The 20,979-nt window shown below is 40.6% G+C and carries 21 protein-coding genes and 3 pseudogenes; 15 read left to right on the top strand and 9 right to left on the bottom strand.

The window, feature by feature from the left end; all coding sequences use genetic code 11:
* The first annotated feature begins 9 nt into the window (after window positions 1–9).
* The 10 genes from narI to modA all read left to right on the top strand — a co-directional run bounded on the left by narI (window position 10) and on the right by modA (window position 8,532).
* Window positions 10–735: a respiratory nitrate reductase subunit gamma gene (narI, locus tag AAEY72_RS00435; RefSeq protein WP_352308999.1), complete on the top strand. Its 726-nt coding sequence runs from the start codon at window positions 10–12 to the stop codon at window positions 733–735.
* An 88-nt stretch (window positions 736–823) separates the two neighbouring features.
* Window positions 824–1,921: a peptidylprolyl isomerase gene (locus tag AAEY72_RS00430; protein WP_352308998.1), complete on the top strand. Its 1,098-nt coding sequence runs from the start codon at window positions 824–826 to the stop codon at window positions 1,919–1,921.
* A 150-nt stretch (window positions 1,922–2,071) separates the two neighbouring features.
* The gene (locus tag AAEY72_RS00425) at window positions 2,072–3,379 is read left to right on the top strand and encodes a molybdopterin molybdotransferase MoeA (protein WP_352308997.1); all 1,308 of its coding nucleotides are present in this window, start codon (window positions 2,072–2,074) and stop codon (window positions 3,377–3,379) included.
* A 260-nt stretch (window positions 3,380–3,639) separates the two neighbouring features.
* Window positions 3,640–4,755 carry a GTP 3',8-cyclase MoaA gene (gene moaA, locus AAEY72_RS00420; protein WP_352308995.1) on the top strand — a complete coding sequence of 372 codons (1,116 nt, stop codon included), beginning with the start codon at window positions 3,640–3,642 and terminating at the stop codon, window positions 4,753–4,755.
* 67 nt (window positions 4,756–4,822) lie between these two features.
* On the top strand, window positions 4,823–5,353 hold the full coding sequence (gene moaB, locus AAEY72_RS00415) for a molybdenum cofactor biosynthesis protein B (protein WP_352308994.1): 531 nt from the start codon (window positions 4,823–4,825) through the stop codon (window positions 5,351–5,353).
* A gap of 3 nt (window positions 5,354–5,356) precedes the next feature.
* Window positions 5,357–6,118: a molybdenum cofactor guanylyltransferase gene (gene mobA / locus AAEY72_RS00410; protein WP_352308992.1), complete on the top strand. Its 762-nt coding sequence runs from the start codon at window positions 5,357–5,359 to the stop codon at window positions 6,116–6,118.
* Window positions 6,119–6,160: 42 nt separating this feature from the next.
* Window positions 6,161–6,667, top strand: coding sequence for a cyclic pyranopterin monophosphate synthase MoaC (moaC, locus tag AAEY72_RS00405; RefSeq protein ID WP_352308991.1), 507 nt, complete (start codon window positions 6,161–6,163; stop codon window positions 6,665–6,667).
* A gap of 60 nt (window positions 6,668–6,727) precedes the next feature.
* A complete protein-coding gene (locus AAEY72_RS00400) occupies window positions 6,728–7,018 on the top strand; it encodes a MoaD/ThiS family protein (RefSeq protein ID WP_352308990.1) in 291 nt (96 codons plus the stop codon).
* A 62-nt stretch (window positions 7,019–7,080) separates the two neighbouring features.
* Window positions 7,081–7,572: a molybdenum cofactor biosynthesis protein MoaE gene (locus AAEY72_RS00395; RefSeq protein WP_352308989.1), complete on the top strand. Its 492-nt coding sequence runs from the start codon at window positions 7,081–7,083 to the stop codon at window positions 7,570–7,572.
* Between the two features lie 114 nt (window positions 7,573–7,686).
* Window positions 7,687–8,532 carry a molybdate ABC transporter substrate-binding protein gene (gene modA, locus AAEY72_RS00390; RefSeq protein WP_352308988.1) on the top strand — a complete coding sequence of 282 codons (846 nt, stop codon included), beginning with the start codon at window positions 7,687–7,689 and terminating at the stop codon, window positions 8,530–8,532.
* A gap of 113 nt (window positions 8,533–8,645) precedes the next feature.
* Here the strand turns inward: modA and AAEY72_RS00385 are convergent, their stop codons facing one another.
* The gene (locus tag AAEY72_RS00385) at window positions 8,646–9,125 is read right to left on the bottom strand and encodes a hemerythrin domain-containing protein (RefSeq protein WP_352308987.1); all 480 of its coding nucleotides are present in this window, start codon (window positions 9,123–9,125) and stop codon (window positions 8,646–8,648) included.
* 63 nt (window positions 9,126–9,188) lie between these two features.
* On the opposite strand from AAEY72_RS00385, the gene AAEY72_RS00380 reads away from it, so the two are divergent.
* Window positions 9,189–9,629 (top strand): CopD family protein, encoded by a 441-nt coding sequence (locus AAEY72_RS00380; protein ID WP_352308986.1) that lies wholly within the window; start codon window positions 9,189–9,191, stop codon window positions 9,627–9,629.
* Between the two features lie 712 nt (window positions 9,630–10,341).
* On the opposite strand, the pseudogene AAEY72_RS00375 reads toward AAEY72_RS00380, so the two are convergent.
* Together AAEY72_RS00375 and AAEY72_RS00370 are read right to left on the bottom strand one after the other, a co-directional pair.
* Window positions 10,342–10,467, bottom strand: a pseudogene (locus tag AAEY72_RS00375) (IS3-like element ISPar1 family transposase); the annotation flags it as partial.
* A 99-nt stretch (window positions 10,468–10,566) separates the two neighbouring features.
* Window positions 10,567–10,848, bottom strand: coding sequence for a GMC oxidoreductase (locus tag AAEY72_RS00370; RefSeq protein WP_352308985.1), 282 nt, complete (start codon window positions 10,846–10,848; stop codon window positions 10,567–10,569).
* A 36-nt stretch (window positions 10,849–10,884) separates the two neighbouring features.
* Here AAEY72_RS00370 and AAEY72_RS00365 point away from each other — a divergent pair.
* Window positions 10,885–11,148: pseudogene (locus AAEY72_RS00365) on the top strand (transposase); the annotation flags it as partial.
* Between the two features lie 492 nt (window positions 11,149–11,640).
* Window positions 11,641–11,865 carry an antitoxin VbhA family protein gene (locus AAEY72_RS00360; protein ID WP_201608376.1) on the top strand — a complete coding sequence of 75 codons (225 nt, stop codon included), beginning with the start codon at window positions 11,641–11,643 and terminating at the stop codon, window positions 11,863–11,865.
* A 435-nt stretch (window positions 11,866–12,300) separates the two neighbouring features.
* Here AAEY72_RS00360 and AAEY72_RS00355 read toward each other — a convergent pair.
* Window positions 12,301–12,597, bottom strand: a pseudogene (locus AAEY72_RS00355) (hypothetical protein); the annotation flags it as partial.
* A gap of 383 nt (window positions 12,598–12,980) precedes the next feature.
* Here AAEY72_RS00355 and AAEY72_RS00350 point away from each other — a divergent pair.
* The gene (locus AAEY72_RS00350) at window positions 12,981–13,286 is read left to right on the top strand and encodes a helix-turn-helix domain-containing protein (protein ID WP_201599331.1); all 306 of its coding nucleotides are present in this window, start codon (window positions 12,981–12,983) and stop codon (window positions 13,284–13,286) included.
* A gap of 18 nt (window positions 13,287–13,304) precedes the next feature.
* On the top strand, window positions 13,305–14,567 hold the full coding sequence (locus AAEY72_RS00345; RefSeq protein WP_352308984.1) for a type II toxin-antitoxin system HipA family toxin: 1,263 nt from the start codon (window positions 13,305–13,307) through the stop codon (window positions 14,565–14,567).
* 352 nt (window positions 14,568–14,919) lie between these two features.
* On the opposite strand, the gene AAEY72_RS00340 is transcribed toward AAEY72_RS00345, so the two are convergent.
* The 5 genes from AAEY72_RS00340 to AAEY72_RS00320 form a co-directional block, all read right to left on the bottom strand.
* A complete protein-coding gene (locus AAEY72_RS00340; protein WP_352308983.1) occupies window positions 14,920–15,462 on the bottom strand; it encodes a hypothetical protein in 543 nt (180 codons plus the stop codon).
* A 564-nt stretch (window positions 15,463–16,026) separates the two neighbouring features.
* The gene (locus AAEY72_RS00335) at window positions 16,027–17,643 is read right to left on the bottom strand and encodes an NAD(P)/FAD-dependent oxidoreductase (RefSeq protein WP_352308982.1); all 1,617 of its coding nucleotides are present in this window, start codon (window positions 17,641–17,643) and stop codon (window positions 16,027–16,029) included.
* Between the two features lie 261 nt (window positions 17,644–17,904).
* Window positions 17,905–18,678 (bottom strand): phosphonatase-like hydrolase, encoded by a 774-nt coding sequence (locus AAEY72_RS00330; RefSeq protein ID WP_352308981.1) that lies wholly within the window; start codon window positions 18,676–18,678, stop codon window positions 17,905–17,907.
* Entirely contained in the window at window positions 18,675–19,820 is a 1,146-nt protein-coding gene (locus AAEY72_RS00325; protein ID WP_352308980.1) for a TIGR03364 family FAD-dependent oxidoreductase, read from the bottom strand. The genes AAEY72_RS00330 and AAEY72_RS00325 overlap by 4 nt, the downstream gene beginning before the upstream one ends.
* A gap of 102 nt (window positions 19,821–19,922) precedes the next feature.
* On the bottom strand, window positions 19,923–20,909 hold the full coding sequence (locus AAEY72_RS00320) for an ABC transporter substrate-binding protein (RefSeq protein ID WP_352308979.1): 987 nt from the start codon (window positions 20,907–20,909) through the stop codon (window positions 19,923–19,925).
* Window positions 20,910–20,979: the final 70 nt, after the last annotated feature.

Genomic DNA, 20,979 nt, shown 5'->3' with positions numbered 1-20,979 from the left:
AGAAAGGACATGAATATTGCAGATCCTAGTGTACAGTCTTTAGCCAATCTAAATTGGCTGCAAATATTCCTTTTTGGTGTTTATCCCTATGTGGCATTAACCATCGCTATCATTGGCACTTGGGTACGTTTTGATTTGTCTCAGTATTCGTGGAAGACAGGCTCAACGCAGATGCTCAGAACCAAAAATATGCGTCTTGCCAGCAACTTATTCCACGTTGGTATTATCGTCGTATTACTTGGGCATTTATTCGGTATGTTGACGCCACATTTTCTCTATGATCGATTTATTAGTGCCGGTCATAAGCAGATTTTAGCGGTGGTCGTCGGTGGTATTGCAGGGGTATTCTGCTGGTTTGGTTTAGCAATGCTGATATGGCGGCGCTTTATGGATGACCGCATCTCAAACACCTCATCGTTTTCGGACAAGCTCGTCCTTGTACTGCTCTTTATTCAGCTTAACTTAGGTCTTATTTCCATCTTTACCTCAGTGAAGCATTTAGATGGCTACACCATGATGAATTTGGCTGGTTGGGCACAAGACATCACTATCTTAAGACCTTGGCAAGCAGCGGCTCGTATCGAGCAGACCGACTTAATTTATCAGCTGCATATGGCACTGGGCATCACGCTGATTGCGATATTCCCGTTTACTCGACTGATTCATATTATCAGCGCGCCAGTATGGTATTTAGGTCGCCGTTATCAGATCGTCAGACAAAAGAAATCTCAATAAATTCGTAGAGCAGTCTATACCTTTAATAATTAATCAATAACGCTTACGTACTCAAACTTTTATCGAAAACTTTAGTGGAGCAAAAGCCATGACTGTCAGTACCTACAATCCAGCCGACCACACGACGACTAATAACGTAAGTAACAGCGTAAATAATAGCGTTAGTAGTGACATTCATACTGATCATGCCGCTACTGGTGCTGATAACACACACAGCGGTCATGATTGTGGCCACGACCACAGCCACGAGCACAATCATAGCCATGGTAATGATATCGTGCATCTGATGCCAACCTTAACGGATCTACAAAAACCACATTCTGATCAAGAGTTTATCGAAAAAGCAATGGCTGAAGAACGCAGCAACCATAAAAACTTGATTGCTTCCAGCCGTGATGAGCTGCCATCAGTGACGGTTAATGGCGTGATGATAGATAGAACCAATATCGCCCAAGAGCTGCAGTATCATCCAGCGGAAAACAAAGAAGATGCGGTATATTTAGCAACACAAGCGCTAGTTGTACGTGAATTACTCAGATTGGCTGTTTTAGATGAACCAAGTCTTAGCGAGAAAGCATGGTTGGAAGATGAAGAAAAAGCCATCTCTAATTTGATAGACCAAAACGTTCAAGCAACGATACCAGACATAGTAACGTGTGAGCGTTATTATAAGCAAAATATCACTGATTTTAAGACCGATCCCATCATGACCGTACGCCATATCTTACTGGCATGCCTACCTGAAGATGGCGATGAGCGCTTAAAACTCAAAAAAACTGCTTACGAGTTTATTGAACAAATCAAAAATAATGCCAATCCTGATGCAGAATTTATTCAATTAGCGCGCCAGTATTCAGCTTGCCCTTCAAAAGAGCAAGGTGGCGAACTGGGTGTTATTAGTAAAGGACAAACCGTGCCAGAATTTGAAAGCGTGTTATTTAAGTTAGATAAAGGACTGGCACCAAGCCCTGTCGAAAGCCGTTACGGTTTTCATATCGTTGATGTGCTGAATAAGGAAGCTGGGATACAGATGACCTATGAGCAAGTGAGCCCTGCTATTCATAATAAGCTGAGCCAACAAGCCTTTCATCAATCATTGTGCGATTATCTGTTTACCTTAGCCAATGAAGCAGAAATCGAAGGCATCGAGATGATGCTTGAGCAAGAGAACGTGTTCCGCGGCTAGTGAGATATCAGCTCATTATTTTTTGATACTTTTGATACTTAGGGTGTGTCCTCAATCTTAATAAAAGCGATCAAATGGGCTAAAAATGAGCACATACCCTAATTACGTGAAGTTATTGATAAAGTTATAGCCAATAAGGGTCTAGCACTTATGATTACCCCCGATCAATTACTTCTTGCTATTAAAAAACGGATAGAGATTTACAATAAAATTGACGCTCCTATAAACAAAAGAGCAACACAAATCTGCCCACTCTTGGAAAGTCTTAATCAGATATTAGCTGAATATATTATATCGCCGTTTTCTATACCACGGCAAAATGTATCAGCAATGGATGGTTATGCTATTGCTACAGGTAGTACAATCTCAAAAGCCAGCTCTATTGAGATCGTTGGTGAATCACAAGCAGGCAGCCCTTTTAGTGGTACAGTTAAAAAAGATCAAGGTATTCGTATTTTTACCGGCGCTGTAGTACCAATTAACTGTAATACAGTCATCATGCAAGAGGATACTAATTTTGAGTTTATAAAAGACAACATCGATAAGACTCAACCTTACGAGATTATATTGGCAAAGGCGGCAAATATTGATACTAATATCCGTAAACAAGGCGAGGAAATACAACAGAACGAATTGATACTACAACAAGGCAAGCGCTTAAATCCGACTGATATTAGCTTACTGGCTAATTTAGGAATTGATAAAGTAAAAGTTTTTGAGCCACTCATCGTCGGTATTTTGGCAACAGGTGATGAACTGGTAGCGCTTGGAGATAAATTAAAAGATTCAGCACAGATATATAACTCTAATACCCCAACCCTCAAAAGCATGCTTGCCCAATTACCAATTATTATTCATGACTATGGTATTGTTCCTGATGATTTGGATAAGACTATAAAGGTTGTGAATAAAGCCGTACAAAAGTGTGACGTACTGATATCCACCGCTGGTGTATCAGTAGGTGATTATGATTTTTTAACCACTGTTATTGAGCAGTTGGGACAAATCAATCACTATAAAGTAGCAATGAAACCAGGAAAGCCTTTTGTTTTTGGTGAGTTGCTTGGTGATAAAAATAAAAAACTGGATAAGCCCGTAGTATATTTTGGCTTACCTGGCAACCCGCTATCGACTGTCGTCGGCAGCTTACAATTTGTGATTCCAGCCTTGTGGCAGATGGTAGGCGCTGCGCCACAAGAGCGACCTATGCAGTTAAGCCTCACGGCAACGCTTAAAAATGATGTTAAAAAATCGGCGGGCCGTATGGATTTTCAAAGAGGGATTTTGTCGCAGAATGAAGCGGGCGAGTTTGAAGTTGAGAGCTTTAGCAAGCAACAATCGCACCGTATCAAACAACTTAGCCACGCCAACTGCTTTATTGTCTTGGCGCAAGATTCTGGCAATATAGCTGCCGGTGAAACCGTAAAAGTGCAGCCCTTCCCTTGGTTACATAGCTGAATAATAGCTAAATAATTAAATTATTAGTCACTGTATAGTTAATTAGTCATGAATCATGAGAAACTGATTAGGGTATGTCTTGATTTTAAAAATCACAATTAATGAGCAGCTACTACTTTGGTGGTAGTCTGTCAGTCACTTACGGTGAATGGTTATTTGCTAGTAAGCTGTCATAATCATACCTAAATAGAACATTCCACTCATAACCTGAGGCAACGCCTAAAAGTACACACTATACTTAATATTAATGGTAATCATCTATGAACCATCTTGCCCCCAACGCAGGCAATGTGCAATTGTATTCGCCTGCCACTGCACCCGCTATTTCTGATGGTGACTCATCATTGAAAGTGGCATCGAAAACTGCTATCTCGTCTATTCACTCCCCTGCTACGCTCTCCCAACCATTAACCGATGGTTTTGCACGACGTCTGACCTACTTGCGTCTATCGATTACCGATTTCTGTAATTTTCGCTGTGAGTATTGCCTGCCTGATGGCTATCAAGGCAAGCCACCGCAAAATGAGCTGAGTGTCACTGAAATTGCCACGTTAATCCGCGGCTTTGCCCAAGTTGGCACCAAAAAAGTACGGATTACCGGCGGTGAACCCTCTATACGCCGTGATGTGGTAGGAATCATTAAAACTATCAAAAACACCGAAGGTATTGAAACGGTTGCCATGACCAGTAATGGTTATAAGCTTGGCAAGCACTTAGCAAATTGGCAAACTGCTGGGCTTAATCAGCTCAATATCAGTATGGATAGCTTTAATGCTGCTACTTTTCATAAGATGACTGGCTTTGACATGTTGCCGCAGCTCTTGGCTGATATGGATACTTTACTTGCGACCACAGACATTAAGCTAAAAATAAACAGTATTTTAATGGCAGAAACGGCCTTTGAAAATCTGATGAATGCCATCGAATACATCAAAGACAGAGCCGTGACCTATCGATTTATTGAATTTATGCAGACCAGTGACAACAGCGACTTATTTTTTGCGCAGCATGCACAGTCCGATATTATTACTAACTATTTATTAAAAAACGGCTGGCAAACCCATGTACGCGGCAGCAACGATGGCCCAGCGATAGAGTACAGCCATCCAGATTATCAAGGGCGTATCGGTATGATTGCCCCTTATGCCGCTCATTTTTGTGATAGCTGCAATCGTCTGCGGGTCAGCAGTCAAGGCAAGGTACATCTGTGCTTATTTGACCAAGGTAACTACGATATTCGTCAGCACCTAGAGCAAGATGATGTTGCAGGGCTTGTGAACACTTTACATAGCTTTATGCCTATTAAACCTGAGCATCATCACCTTCATGAGTCTAATAGTGGCATGATGAATAACTTGTCGATGATTGGCGGATAAAATCAAAAACATACTAATAATCAAATTTCTCACCTTTTATAACAAGCGTATTTATTAAGGAACATCCATGAGTAAGCTGCAAGCCCCCTTTACCCCGCTTAATATCGCCATCTTAACGGTTTCTGACAGTCGTACTCTTGCAGAAGACACCTCAGGGCAGTATTTGGTCGATCAATTGACAGCAGCAGGTCATCAACTGGCCGATCGTCAGCTGATTATCGATGATATTTATAAAATCAGAGCCGTGATTAGTGGTTGGATTGCCGACCCAGATGTGCACGCTATTATTACCACTGGCGGTACTGGTTTCTATATCCGTGACAGCATGCCAGAGGCGGTCAGCGTATTATTTGATAAATCGGTTGATGGCTTTGGTGAGATGTTCCGCTTAATCTCAAAAGACGATATCGGTATGTCGACGATTCAATCTCGCGCCGTGGCTGGCATGGCAAATGGCACGGGTATTTTCTGTTTACCCGGTTCGTCAGGTGCTTGCCGCACCGCTTGGGAAGGTATCTTACAAGAGCAGCTCGATAGCCGCACGCGTCCTTGTAACTTTGTGCCGCACTTTATGCGTACCAACCCAGGTCATGATTGATTCATGCTTGAAGTGGCGGATAGCTTAATCGAAGTAGATAGATTGAATCTATTAGCCGGTATCGTTATCTTGGCAGGCGGTGCATCCAAGCGTATGGGGTCGCCAAAAGCTGAGCTTATCTTACCAACAGGCGAACGTTTGCTTGACTATCATGTCAGGCAGGCGCTTGAATTAAGTGCAGCCCTTATAAATAACGTGCCTATTATGATTGCGGATAATAAGCGTGGTTTTACTATCACTCCGGATTTTCTTAAGAAAAATCCACAATCGTCAGTCTTTCCTATTACTGACTATCTATCTGCCAACGGTTTTTCTAACAAGATTCTGTCAAGCAATGATGATAAACCGATTAAAACCGGTGGCGCATTGGTAGCGATTGAAGCAGCATTGCAAGCTTTGGCAAGTTCAAACCAATTAACGAAAGACGCAAGCTGGCAGCAATCTTGGTTGCTGGTCATTAGCTGCGATAGCTTGATTTCTATCAGCGATTTATGGCAAAAACTGCAACCTCATATCACGCAAGCTGCAGACAAATCTGTCATTTGCCTAACTGATAACAGTCATTTATATCCATTGTTAGGTTTATATCATTTAAGTATTGAACCTGATTTAAAGCATTATATTGATAATGGACAGCGACAAGTGATGAGATTTATTAAGCCCATCGTAAAACCTGTGGCACTGCCACAAAACTGGCAATATTTAACCAATTTTAATACGCCGGATGCGTTTGATTGTGCCTGCACTGCTTTGCGTGATATATAAAAATATGTATTAAGATAAACCAGTCATTTAAGAGACGTGAAAATGAATAACGACAATAAAAAAAACAATCAATCTGTCCTATCGCATTTAGATAGCGACGGTGCTATCACCATGGTTGATGTGAGTGGCAAAACGCCCACCACCAGAGAAGCCCATGCAGTCGGACAAGTCGTTTTTCCTGCAGATATTTATACGCAAATCAAAGCCGCTGACGGTATGACCAAAAAAGGCAGCATCACCCAGACCGCTCATATTGCCGGTATCATGGCAGCCAAACGTACCCATGACCTGATTCCACTTTGTCATCCCCTGCCCCTAGATAAAATCAGCTTAAGCTTTGAATATGATGACAACCAAAGCAGTATCACTGTGACCGCAACTGTCAAAGTAACTCATAAAACTGGGGTAGAAATGGAAGCGTTGACCGCCGTCAGTGTCGCCTGCTTGACTATTTACGATATGACCAAAGCCATCTCGCATGACATTGTGATTGATAATATCCATCTTATGAAAAAAACCGGCGGTAAGTCCGACTATCAACATACTTAAATTGGTTTTATGAATATCATGTACAAAAATATTAGTAATGAATAAATAATGGAGATTGCTATGAGCACTCTAGTAGAAAGCAATACAGATTCAGAGATAGATGCCACGATGAGTATTAATGTTTTATACTTTGCCAGCTTGGCTGATGAAGCCAATTGCCCTGAAGAAAAAATCAAGGTGCCACAGTCGACTTCATTGACCGAACTGTACGAACAACTACGCCAAAAGCATCGTTTTAGTCGTCCGCAGTCGGAGTTACGTGTGGCAGTAAATGATTACTTTGCTAAGTGGACAGATGAGATTTATGAGGGTGATAGTGTGGTTTTTATCACGCCGGTCGCTGGCGGTTAAAACCCTCCAAATATTTATTTATATCGCTAATAATCTTAAAATAATAAATAGAGAAAATAGTTATGACAGACAATATACATGGGCAGTCGATGAGCATTAAGCGTAGCATCGATGAGGCGTACCTCATCGCTGAACGTGATGGTTTTGCGCTGTTAGATACCAATATTGATGAAAGCCGCCTTAAAAGCACCCTTGATAATGACAGTTGCGGCGCGTTTGTCTGCTTTGAAGGACGGGTACGCAATCATAATAATGCCAGTAGCGTCAATCGTTTGACTTATTATGGCTACGAAGATCTTGCCATCAATCAAGGTCGCGCCATTATCGAAGAAGCCAAAAAGCGTTTTGAGATGACCCATGCCATTGCCATTCATCGTATCGGTGCATTAGAGATTGGTGATGTCGCTATTTGGGTTGGCGTGGTTTCTGCCCATCGCTATCCTGCCTTTGATGCTTGTCGCTGGATATTGGATACTATTAAAGCCGACATTCCAGTTTGGAAGCAAGAATATTACCAAGACGATTCTTCTAAGTGGCTTAGCAATAACGGCTAAAGCCGTCTTGAAAATCAGGTCTTAAAAACTGGGTCTAACACTGGACTTAAAACTGTAATTTAAATAACTGCTCAAAGCGATACTGGCGAGTAATAATAAGAAGGCTTCATAATAATGATTAAAATAATAACAATATCATCAGCTTGCTTAGCATTAACGCTAACCGCTTGTAGCAAAGAGCAAACCGCTGAGCTTGTTCAATCAAACGCCGACAAAGCCACTGAGCAAAATCAAACACTGCGTATCGCTGCAGCTGCCAACTTATCAGATGTATTGACTGAAATCATTGCTGCGTATCAAGCGGATAAACCCCCGCCTTCACAAGCGATTGACGTGACTTACGCCTCTTCAGGTAAGTTATATGCGCAGATTACCTCTGGCGCACCTTACGATATATTTTTATCCGCCAATCAAGAATTTCCTACCAAGCTAGCCAAAGAAAAACTAGATAACGTAAAATCTGCTGACGAAGCAACCCACGAGCCCTTTACTTATACCCGAGGTCAGCTGGCACTCTATAGTGTTAACAAATCCCTTAAAGGACTCAATCCTACTACCTTAAATGCATTATTGATGTCTGAGTCTGATAGCAAGATCACCATTGCTAATCCAGAACTTGCCCCTTATGGCAAATCGGCACAAGCCTATCTACAAACGCAAAATATCTTTGACACTCTCACTGAGCAAAGTCGCATTATTCAAGCTGAAAATATCGGGCAAGCGTTTCAATATGCGCATACTGGCAATGTCGATTATGGCTTTGTCGCTCAATCACAACTGACAGCAATTAAGGCCACACCTGAGCAGTTCTATACGTTAACGCCAGACGCTTACCCCCCTATTTTGCAAGACGGGTTGGTGATTAGTGATACTACTGCCGCGACAGATTTTTCAAACTATTTGCGCTCGCCTGCTGGACAACAGTATTTTTCTGACGCAGGTTATCTCGCTATAGATTAAGATAACTTTAATAAAAGATGCGCTAAATAAAGGGGTACGCTGTTATATTTAACGCATCAAGCCAGCACATTAAGCAGAGGTATCCATGCACTCATTTTTGAACGAGATGCGCTCTAGCGGTTCTCATCGGAGCGTTTAATACTGTCTGGACTGGCATCATAAATAACCTCTAATTCTTCTGTCGTCAGATAGCGCTCAACGATAGGAAACAATTCTCGTTCTTCAAAACGAATATGATCGTATAGCAAGGTGGCGAGTTTTTTGACTTGTCCAACTGTGACGTGATTGCTTTGAGATTGCGGCAAATCCTGAACCTCTGCCATGAGTGCATGCAGGGACTTGTGCTGCGCATCAAGTGTATTCAGTAGCGATGCCACCTCAGGTTTGGAGCTGCTATGAGGCCGTAAGGCATGAGCAATTAGATTGTCTTCAATCTGAAAATGCTGTTGCATCTCGTTAATATAAGACGTGATATTTAGCCAATGCTCGGCAATTGCGTTAGGTTCATCAGCACACTCTTTAGCATGGCGAGATAGATTCAGACCTAGATGATGTTGACGAGATAATGGTTGTAATTGTGCGGTGCGTTTCATGATTAAGTACCTCAGTTAATCGACATAAAGTCATATATCAGTAGCATTTAAGGATTTTTATCTATGCTTAATTATATACTCATATTACACTTGTTAGGCGCTACTGTCTGGACAGGTGGTCATCTGATTTTGACCTTGGTGGTATTACCAAAAGCGCTATCATCCCGAAATATTGATGGTCTGATGCAGTTTGAGCAGCTGTTTGAGAGGGTTGGGATGCCAGCTTTGGTGCTGCAAATAATCACTGGACTTTGGATGGCCTACCAGCTATTACCCAACATTGCTGCATGGTTTAAACTTGATAATGATTTTAGTATTCTTATTAGTCTCAAATTACTATTATTGCTAATGACTGTTCTGGTTGCTTTACACGCTCGTTTCTATCGGATACCCAGACTGTCTGTTCAGACCCTGAAAGGGTTTTCAATCAATATCATATTGGTCACTTTGTTTTCTGTCGCCTTTGTTGTCGTTGGTACGCTCTTTCGCACAGGGTTCGTCTAGTGATTCGATATTTTTTGTTATGAACAGAATCTAATCGTACCTCAACATTTAAATTGAACCATAGCATTAGCAGTTTTCCAAGTAACCGGCCTAGTGGTATTTGCATATTACTAGCCCATAACCGCAGTTTTTTATCTGACCACTGTCATTTAGTCCAATCTATATTTTCATGAATATAAGGCGACATGCTTCATAAATACGAGACAACCATTTTTTTGATGATAAAAATATTATTTTTGGCTTGATCGACGCTAGAGTGGAAGTCAAAATACTATAAATTATAGTTCCTAAACTAAATAAAGACACAAGCGAGTAGTAATACCTCTGAACATTTTCTACCAAGTGGCGACAGCCATATAAGTACCAGTTTAGCGTATTGTTGTTGCGTTTTTAATTTGGCTTAACGAGCATTCACATCTCTCAAAGATACAATCTCTTACGTCGCTACCCGTCATAGCCTTTTTCTTTGTTGTGGTAAACAAAATTGTAAGACGTTGCGTATTTTTTTCAACCACTTCCCAATCCTACAAAGTCCCTAAGTTACTTCAAGAATTTTCGACTGGACGGTATCTATACTAAGGCGTGCCCTCAATCTAAACAATAAATATTTGCCAAACTGTGTCACGTAGCTTGCTAATATCTCGATATTATCTGCACTACCTTCCTTGACCTATGCCGTCAAATCCGTATAGATAAACTTGGGAGATTTTAGTTACGCAGCTTGACGATAATAATCAAACCACACTTGTCTTGGCGATTTATAACCTAAAGCCTTTCGAATCCTAGTCTGACTATAATACAATTCAATATATCCAATGATACTCAGCATAGCCAAAAAAAACCATAAGCTATCAGCTTATGGGTTCCCTTCATTTATTTTACAAGCTAAACAGTATTTACATGGAGTCGGATTTAGATGTCCGACTTAATATGTAATTTATACATTGTCCTCTTTAATCATATCAGCTGCCTTTTCTGCTACCATAATTGTAGGTGCATTGGTATTACCAGCCATAACGAACGGGAAAATAGAGGCATCTACCACACGCAATCTTTTAACACCTCGAACCTTTAATCGTGGTGTTACCACTGCCAAACTATCAATTCCCATTTTACAGGTGCCATTTTGGTGATGGTAACTGACAAATGATGATCGTGCATACTCTGCAATTTGTTCATCTGTTTTAACATTTTCACCTGGATTGACCCCTGCCGTCAAATCCGTACAGTTAAACTTGGGAGATTTTAGTTACGCAGCTTGACGGTGTTCTTTGAGTATCCTAAAAACATTAGAAAAGCCATTTATACCACCAATGCTATAGAATCACTAAACAGCGTGATTCGTACGGCGGTGAATAAGCGTAAGGTGTTCCCATCTGATCAAGCCGCATTCAAGGTGGTGTACTTAGCCACCCAGCAGGTATCCAAAAAGTGGTCGTTGCCAATTCGTAACTGGACGGCTGCTCTTAATCGTTTTGTGATTATGTTTGATGATCGTATCAGTAAGCATTTAATCTAAAGGGCAGTTACACAGAATCTGGGATGGGCTCTCTTATGCAGGGGACGAAATAACTAAAAATATTAATATTCATTCTTTAAGTTTCCGACAATCCCGGGACGGTTCAGAGCGTGTATTACTCTTCTAGATTTTAGTATATTTGGTAACTGCTGCCATATATTTACCGTGTAGAATTCATCGAAGACCTTTACCTACTGCACCAATATTTACGCAAAGTTTGGGAAAATCTCAGTTTGGTAGGAATTTGATCACGGCTACATTTTATTCTGTTCAATGACTTCTAAAATCTTGTAAGCTTTCCATATATATCTAACGTTTAAGTACCATTTGCACGCTATCACACTAAATGACGCAGAAATCGAGAGCCCAAAAAATAGTAAGAAATAGTTAATGGGCAACTATCGCAAATTTTGCGACAGTTACACCATTTTCTAAAATGCAGTTATCGCAAAAATTGCGACAACTGCCTCAACTTATGAAATGGAAAGAAAAATGTCTGATGATCGCCCTATCCTTGTAAGTGAAGCCGAAATTGCGAAGCGCCGGCATAGCAATGCACTTACTTCAGGTAGCTTTGCAGTAGACAATATACCTGCAAACCCTGACACTCAGTACCTTTTTGACGATTTTGTGGAAGGTCGGATTGCTACCAATGAGGAATTAATACAACTGTTACATGCTCATTACTCTAAAATAATAAACCCACCTAAGCCTTGATGGTTTAGATACATACCCTTTTAGCCTCCATTAGTTATGTCTTTACTTTACTAATAACAATCCAAAATCGAGGATTTACAGTCGGAACCTGTAGGCGTAAAAAAGTTAAAAACACTAAATGACATAGGAACGCATTCTGTTTTTAGAGCCTCTATTGTTCGTCTGAATTTTATTGAATATACCTATTGCGAACCAATAAAGTGCTTTCACTGGTTCGGCACCCTAGTGAGGACTTGGATCTTGGTCTGTAGACTATTGGTAGTAATGGTTAGAGTTATATAAATAATTGTAGTGTACTTCACAGTGCATTTTTTTGGTAGTTAAACAGAATTCGGGATGGGCTCTGTCACACTGCTTGAGCTATGCTGAAGAAACCGTAGTGAACCCTGCCCTCAAATCCATATAATTAAACTTGAGATACTTTAGTCATGCAACCTAACGATAATAACCAAACCACATCTGCCTTGGCGATCTATAGCCTAAACCTTTTTTAATTCTCGTTTCAAAGCAGTGCTTTGCTAATCGCTCCTCATTATAATCAAGCTCAACATACTTAATAATATCGTTGATGGCTCCAGTTGTTATTTCAAAGTCTTGATGATACATAAGCTCATTCTTACTTGAGGAGCAGTACTCCCCACCCGAAAAGCTTTCTATGTGTGCGTTATCAAAGCAGTTGCCTTTGCCACTAACTGAGCTGTTAAAGTGATGCTGCTTGATGATGTGATACGCTTAGCTACAATACTAGGCTATGCTGAAGAAAACATATTGCCCTAACACTATGGCCGCTCTTGAAGAAATCAAGTATTTTTTTGATAGTCATACTTTTATCAGGTGCCGCAGTCTTAGATTTTTGGCGTACAACATTATCAACAATAGAATATTTTCAACAGCATAAAGAGATAAAATCTTGAGTGCAAAGTCATCGCTAGCCGCTGATGTTATAGCCTACCAAACATTTATTATCTTTAAAATTATTTAGCTGACTTTTTTAATATCGGGGTTTAATTACAAATATTTTTTGCTAATTATTTATTTCAGAAAAATAAGCATTCATATTTGAATGACTAAGTGCTAAAATAATGGTTTAACACTCTTATATGATTGATTAAATTATGAATGTAAGGTTTGATTTTTATACGCCAAGTGAGATTGCCGAGATTTTAGGTGAACGCTTAAAAACGCAGCGATTGGCATTAAACTTAACACAAGCCGCCTTAGCAGAGAAGGCAGGTATTGGCGTCAGCACTGTAGCTCGCATTGAATCAGGTCAAGGCGGTACATTAGATAACGTGATCAGGCTCGCTATGGGGCTTGGTATGGTCCATCACTTTGCTGAATTGTTTGATATAGTACCTACCAACATAGAAGAGGTTATCGCTAAGAAAAATTCGCGCTTGCGTGCCTCAAATAAAAGCTGACATAAGGTAACCAATTCAGTGTATCAACCGATATCAATTGTCAATATTTACTACCAGGGATTCGGGGACAAACGTCTTATCGGTAAATTAACAATGGATGGGCGACGCCCTACCTTTGGCTATGATGCAGCGTGGCTGGCTGATGGACTGGAGCTGTCACCCATTGAGATGCCATTACGAGCAGCACCGTATTATGGTACTCATGCGTCGAGCCATTACTTATGCGGATTATTATCAGACAGCTTACCCGATGGTTGGGGAATGCTACTAATGGATAGGTTTTTTCGCAAATTTATGGACAGCTCTGCACAACAAGTGAATGTTTTGGATCGTTTGGCTTATATTGGTGATTCTGCAATGGGTGCGCTTAGCTTTGAGCCACAACAAGACCTGTCAGGCGCTGATATAGATATCACTGATTTTACTTTATCTAAACTAGCCGCTGCCAATCAATCGATTTTATCTGGACAAGATAGTGACATACTGGCTGAGCTCATCGTCATTGGTGGCTCACCACAAGGCGCAAGGCCAAAAGCACTTGTCCTATATGATGAAGCAACCGAGTTTATTGCTACGGACTTAACAAGCGAACAGCCATCCGCAACGCCGTGGCTGATTAAGTTCCCTGCCCAATCTGAGCATAAAAGCGTTTGTCTATTAGAGTCACTTTATGCTGATATGGCTAAGCAAGCAGGCCTAAACATGCCTGCGCATCATTATTTTGATATCGGTGAACAACATGCTGCTTTTGGGGTTGAGCGTTTTGACCGCATGGGCAATCAACGCGTTCATACTCATACACTGGCGGGTTTGTTAGATATTGACTTTCGTATTCCTTCAATAGATTATTTGCAGTATTTGCGCTGCGTGCGTATGTTGACTCAATCGCAAGTTGCTGTAGAAGAGGGTTTTAGACATGCTGTATTTAATGTCATCTTTAATAATAAAGACGATCATAGTAAAAACTTCTCTTTTATGATGGACAAGGCTGGCAGGTGGTCGTTATCGCCCGTCTATGATCTCGCTTATAACTCAGGTATGAATGGTTATCACCAAATGGATGTAACTGGTGAAGCTCGGCATCCTACCCTCTCTCACTTGTTAAAACTGGCTAAACTTGCTGATATTAAGCAAAACAAGGCACAAGCTATTATTGATCAGGTAGCATCAGTTGCTGAGGACTTTTTGACTGTTATTAAAGATCATAACATTGAGAAAGAATTATCAAATCAGGTCATTCATGATATAAAAGCCAATCTCAATCGGATGGCAAATCAATAGACCTTAAGAAGTTGTTAAATTTGTTGTTAAAAATAAATACTTAACTACCTTATCCCTTAATAATAAAGGATTATGCTAAGTTAGTCGTTGCGTGGTGGGCGCACCAACGAATATTATCAGAAGCAATAAAAAGACCCCATAGCCTATACGCTGTGGGGTCTTTTTATTGTTTGATATATTACATCCTAATTTTATATAACTTACGATATATTTTCATACAACATTTTAAAGGTATCCTAGCAGGTATCTGCAAATACTGAACCGCTCCGAGTATATCGGAGGCTGATTTACTTGAGTCAGGCAGCGATGCCGAACAGGATTAAATTATCATAATACCGTTTTTCGCACTCAATTAGTGTTTCGGCTGTATATGTATAGTGGACGAAAAGCTTTTATTTTTGACCACTACACCTTTGGGTGCTAATGGCTCAAAGTCTTGATTAAATATCGCCCCATCTTCTGCAGGGATAATATACTGAGCTATGTAATTGTTGCCTCTGTCATCTTGAATATCAGCAAACGAGGCATAGTATTTATTATATTTTCCAGCATCTACAAGCTTACTTTCAACTGGCTTTATAAACTTACCATGAATCAACTCAAGCGGATTAGTAGAGCCGTGCTCGCGCGCTATAAACCAATATTTTTTATATGACTCTAAATTAAGACTTGAAATATCTACCTCAGCCAAATCGATCCAGTTAGCACATTGCTGCTCAAACATTTTCGAACGTAAATCCTCTCCTTCAAGCCAAGCAATAGCCATGTTTGTAGCACGCTTGATTAAATGATCTTCAATCATTGCATTACTACCGTCATCGCTAAAATCGATCATCTCTTTAGCAAACTCTAGTGAAAGCTTTTCAACATCCGCCCGATCAAATCTTTTTATCATTTATTTTTATTCCTAAGATTATTTATCGAAACATCCTAAATTTGGTTGGAATTCGCCACGCTACGAAATATAGCATCAACTGTTGTCAAGGGTCAAGCAGTAACAACCTTTTGAAAACGTTAGTAATGTTCGGGCATCAAAAATCATCTAAAGGTAGGTCTATGTTGGTTACTTTCTAGCATCACTATGAATAAATAGATTGTCCTTATTTAATATAAGAATTTTTTGAGTTTATTTTATTTTAATATTTTTCGTTATATTAGGGTCTGTTGAACATTCAAATATTAGGACTGCTGATCGCTAAAATTGCATCAAACATTTTATCAAATCAGGCGTAAACCGACGATAATGTCGAGACCTTAGCTAGGCTTGCACCTAGTTTGGGGATTTTAGCATCGGCCTTTCAGGGCAATACTCTTTTTTGCCAATACATGGCGAAATTGTCTACCCTAGAACGACTAGGCATCAAAAATTTCACTGCATATTGCCTAAAAAATAGTAACTCCCAGCACCACATTTGAATGTTCAACAGACCCTAATATTATGATTTGCCTAAAGCCGCTCTTACTCTATCTTTAAAATCGATTTTGCCACAGCTTCGGCCACTTTAATGCCATCAATCCCTGCTGATAATATTCCACCTGCGTAGCCAGCGCCTTCGCCTGCAGGGAACAAGCCTTTGGTATTAATGCTTTGAAATTCTTTATTGCGTTTAATACTGATTGGTGACGATGTTCTGGTTTCTACGCCAGTTAGTAAACCGTCGTCAGATGAAAATCCTTTGATTTTTTTATTAAACGCTGGAATGGCTTCACGTATGGCATCCACGGCAAAATCAGGTAGTGCTTTGCTTAAGTCGGTTAAGGTAATGCCTGGTGTGTAAGACGGGTTAACATCCCCTAATTCTGAATTTGGTTTGCCTTTTAAGAAATCGCCAATGGTTTGCGCTGGTGCATTGTAGTTTTTGCCGCCTAATTCAAACGCTAAGGTTTCTAGTTGTCTTTGCAAGTCGATACCAGCAAGAGGATGGTTTGGGTAATCTCGCTCTGGGTCGATGCCTACAACAATAGCACTGTTGGCGTTACGCTCGTTTCTTGAATATTGGCTCATGCCGTTAGTGACAACACGGCCTTCTTCTGATGCGGCAGCAACAACGGTTCCGCCTGGACACATACAGAAGCTATAAACAGAACGACCATTTTTACAATGATGAACCAGTTTGTAATCCGCAGCGCCAAGTATTTCGTTTCCAGCATTGTCACCAAAGCGTGCTTGGTCTATGGTTGACTGTTTGTGTTCAATCCTAAAGCCAATTGAAAAAGGTTTTGCTTCAACATACACGCCTTTATCATGGATCATTTGGAAGGTATCACGGGCGCTATGACCCACAGCAAGAATAACATGGCTAGTTTTTAAGGTTTCGCCACTATTAAGTGTCACGCCAGTTACTTTTGAGTCAGTGATGTGCAAGTCGTCTACGCGAGTAGCAAAACGGACTTCCCCACCGAGTGCTATGATCTCAGCACGCATTTTTTCTACCATGGTGACTAACTTGTAAGTACCTATGTGCGGTTTACTGACAAATAAAATCTCATCTGGTGCGCCGGCTTTTACAAATTCCGTCATGACTTTACGGCCATAATGATTGGGATCTTTCACTTGGCTATATAATTTACCGTCGGAAAAGGTACCGGCTCCGCCTTCACCGAATTGTACGTTAGATTCTGTGTTTAATTTGCGCTGACGCCAAAAGCCGAAGGTATCTTTGGTGCGTTGTCTTACTTCATTACCACGTTCAATAATGATAGGTTTAAAACCCATTTGGGCAAGAGTAAGTCCAGCCATCAATCCACAAGGTCCAAAACCAATAACGATAGGACGCTCAGTTAAATCCTCTGGTGCTTGGCCAACATAATTATAACTTGTGTCTGGTGTTGCTTTAACATGGTTGTCTGACTCAAATTGAACCAGTAAATCATGGGTTAAATCCGAGTCGGTCAGTGTGATGTCTAGCGTATAAATTAATTGGATATTTCTTTTATTACGAGCATCATAACCACGTTTAAACATAACAACTGCGTCTATTTGCTCAGCAGAAATTTTAAGTTTTGTCGTTATAGCAGTCGTTAGCTCTTCAGGTGCATGATTTAACGGCAATTTAATTTCAGTTAAACGTATCATTGGTTACTCACAAACTAGTATAGAAAACATTCGCGCATTTTACTGGTACTGATACAAATAAGCGAATAAATATTTTACTTATGCAGGGTAAATTTACGGATTTGTATTGTAGTTTGAAAATGATCTATGCTGAAAGAACCTTACCGTTCAATGGTTATGCGCTTATTGATAGCGTAGCCAAATTAAAAAAGCCATAAAAGTCATTGCTCTTATGGCTTTCCTATTCTGTTTTATATATTGAAGCTTAGACCTAGCTTTAAGTTAAATAAGCGCCTTTAAATCAGTCAGCTTATCTAAAATCGCATCAGGTGAATATTTCACTAGCTGCTGCTCGTTTTGTGCACCAGATAGCACACCTAAAACCAGCCCACACTCTGCATTTTGGCCTTCTTCAATATCGATACCACTATCCCCTGCTTTTAACACCTGTTGTGAATTATCAACATTGAACTGTTTCATCGCAAGAGTAATCATATCAGGGCCTGGACGGCCATTGTCTACATCATCGGCTGTTATTAATGCATCTACTTGATCCCCCACAGACCAACCTAAAATAGTTAAAATTTTATTAGCAGTCTTAGCATCATAGCCTGTATTTAATACCACATGACGACCGCTCGCCTTCAATTGCTCGAACAACTCTGACATGCCTTCAAACTCAAATAAGGTGTCCTTGCTATAAGCAGTTGCAAGATTGACTTTAAAGGCTGCAAACGCCGTATCCGTTAATGATTCAATATCAGCATCAGATAAATCTAGCATGTTCAAAATATCGCGGATGGCGTTGCGTTTTTCTTTACCTGCACCATATTCTAAGCACAACTCAAGACTCACTTGCTTATCTGACTTGCCAGCGCGCATCAGTACTTCATTGATCGCATTACGTACGGTTTTATAGACTAGGTTACCTTCATCTACTGTTGTGCCAGCCATATCAAACACACAGAGCTTAATATCAAAAAATTTGTTTTTAATATTGTTTAAACTATCACTATGTGAGCTGCTGCTTATTATATTATTATTTACTGTATTCATTGCTTTGATTCCAATACCAATTCAATTAACTCTTCGCCAAAAGCGAAACCTGTTGATGCCCCTGTACCACTAGTGACTGAACCGACTACCACGCCTTTTTCAGGTGATGTCTTAAATACCACATCATCTGCACTTGGATATACACCCAACCAGTGCTGAGTAATATCCATCTCACCAATATCCATCACCTGCTTAAATTCATTAATGATTAGATCATCAATTCGGGTGTCTCTAAACGGCAGTTCTCTATCACTATAATCATGACTATCGCCGATGATTAGTGATCCATCTTCAGACTGAACCACAATTAGGTGGACACCTGCTTGACGCTCTGCACTTTGAATATCGTCAAGTAAGCTTTTTAGTACCGTAGCTTCAGGTAACTGAGCAAATCCATCATAACGGGCAAAGCTTAAATCTGACATGACAGCGGCATTTAATCTAAATGCTTTTTTGGGCATGACTCGCATCATATTTAGCGTGCACATTTTAGCTTTGGTCTTAGCGAACACGTCTGGATATAAGCCAGTAAAGTCCGATCCGGGGCAGACCACACAGTGCTCAGCGTTAAGTACACCACGACTGGTATGCACTTTTGGTAATTCCACCGAAGTCACCGTGGTGTGATTATAAAAGTCCACACTCTGCGTCTCTTGTAACCAATGAGCCAGCTTAGCAATTGCAGTATTGGACTCTACTCTAAGCTCATGCGGGCTATATAACACCCCTTCTCCCTTGTTTAGATAAGGTACGGATTTATCAACTTCAGACTGTGTCAGTAGTCGGCACCCTTCACCCATTTCCGTCCTTAAAAAAGCTTGTGCAACATCTACCGCTTCAGGTCTCTGCATTAACATATGCAAACCGATATGCTCTACCTGAATACCTGCTTTTGGGGCAATCTCGGCCCAAACATTACGCGAGTGCATGGCGCGTTGCCAATGCTCACCTCGACGCTGACCACTAACGGTCACAAATCCAAAATTACGAACAGAAGCATCTTTGTTCTGAGACTGGCGTTCTACAACTGCAACACTCAGCCCCTTTTTAACGGCGGCGTAGGCGCTTGCCAGCCCAACGATACCCCCACCTACGACGACGACATCGTATGTTTTATCAGAAAGTATTTTGCTCATTGTCATATCTGCTCTTCCCATACATCTTTATTAATTAGCCCTCTACTTGCTTAACCTATGAACTAATATAGCTAAGCATGAATGGGCATTATTTTGATTCAACTAAAATTACTCACCATGGAAAAAAGCACGGTGCTTATCTAACAGCTCGGCAGTTAATGGCTCTGGATAGGTCTTAGAGTTATCAATCTGATTCTCAGCAGCTACTGTCTCGCCGTCATACAAAATATTTGGATAAATCTCTAATAAACCTGGGCGAGCTTTAGTGACAATTAACTCAGCCATTTTCATTGCTTTAGGATTGGTTTTCTCTCCTTTATCAATAACAGCAACCGATTCAGTCAATGTGTAATTACCTTCACTGGGATCAACAAAATCAATTGGTAAACCTTTTGCCTTATTAGCGACTGCCTGATGACGTAGACCGAAACCGATAGGCACCTCACCTGCCATTACCTTTTTAAGAGGACCAGAGCCAGATAGCTCTAAATTAGGTCCTGCATTTTCACGAATAGCATTCATGATTTGTTGACCTTCAGCATCGGTGCCATATTCAGCAGCAATATCCTGTACAAACAACCAACCGGTTGATGAGCCATTTGGATCAACCATAGAAATTTGATTTTTATAAATAGGATTGGCTAAGTCTTTGGCACTGGTAGGTATTGGAAGATTATTGACTTCCATCTCTTTGGTGTTGAGTAAGATAGCACCTGTAAAGCTGAGAATCGGTGCGTAATAATTAGGCGTTGCAATCTGTGGGTTTGCCGTAAATGCTAACGTTTTAAACATTGGGTTCTTTGCTTGAGCACTTTCGATATAAAACGAGCTCATTGTCACCATATCAGCTTCAATGTTTTTTCCTTCAGCTAATAGTCGCCCACCCAGCTCACCCGTTCCGAACGATTGAAATATGTATTGACCTTCAAAGCCTGCCTCATCAAGCACCTCTTGAATAACCTCGACTGCCTCTTCATCAGCATTACTATAAATAATCACCTCCTCGCCAGCTGTATCGTCCGAGCTTTGCGACCCACAACCTGCCACTAAAACTCCACAAGTCAATCCCGTTATTATAGTTTTAAATAAATTCATTGTTATTCCTGATTATTTGAGTAATTAAAGGTGACATTGGTTTCGTCACATTAATGCCTAAAGTAGATGG

The organism is Psychrobacter sp. W2-37-MNA-CIBAN-0211 (assembly GCF_040309405.1).
Lineage (GTDB): Bacteria > Pseudomonadota > Gammaproteobacteria > Pseudomonadales > Moraxellaceae > Psychrobacter > Psychrobacter glaciei.
The sequence above is the reverse complement of the archived record's forward strand: the minus strand, read 5'-3'. Positions and strand labels throughout refer to the sequence as shown.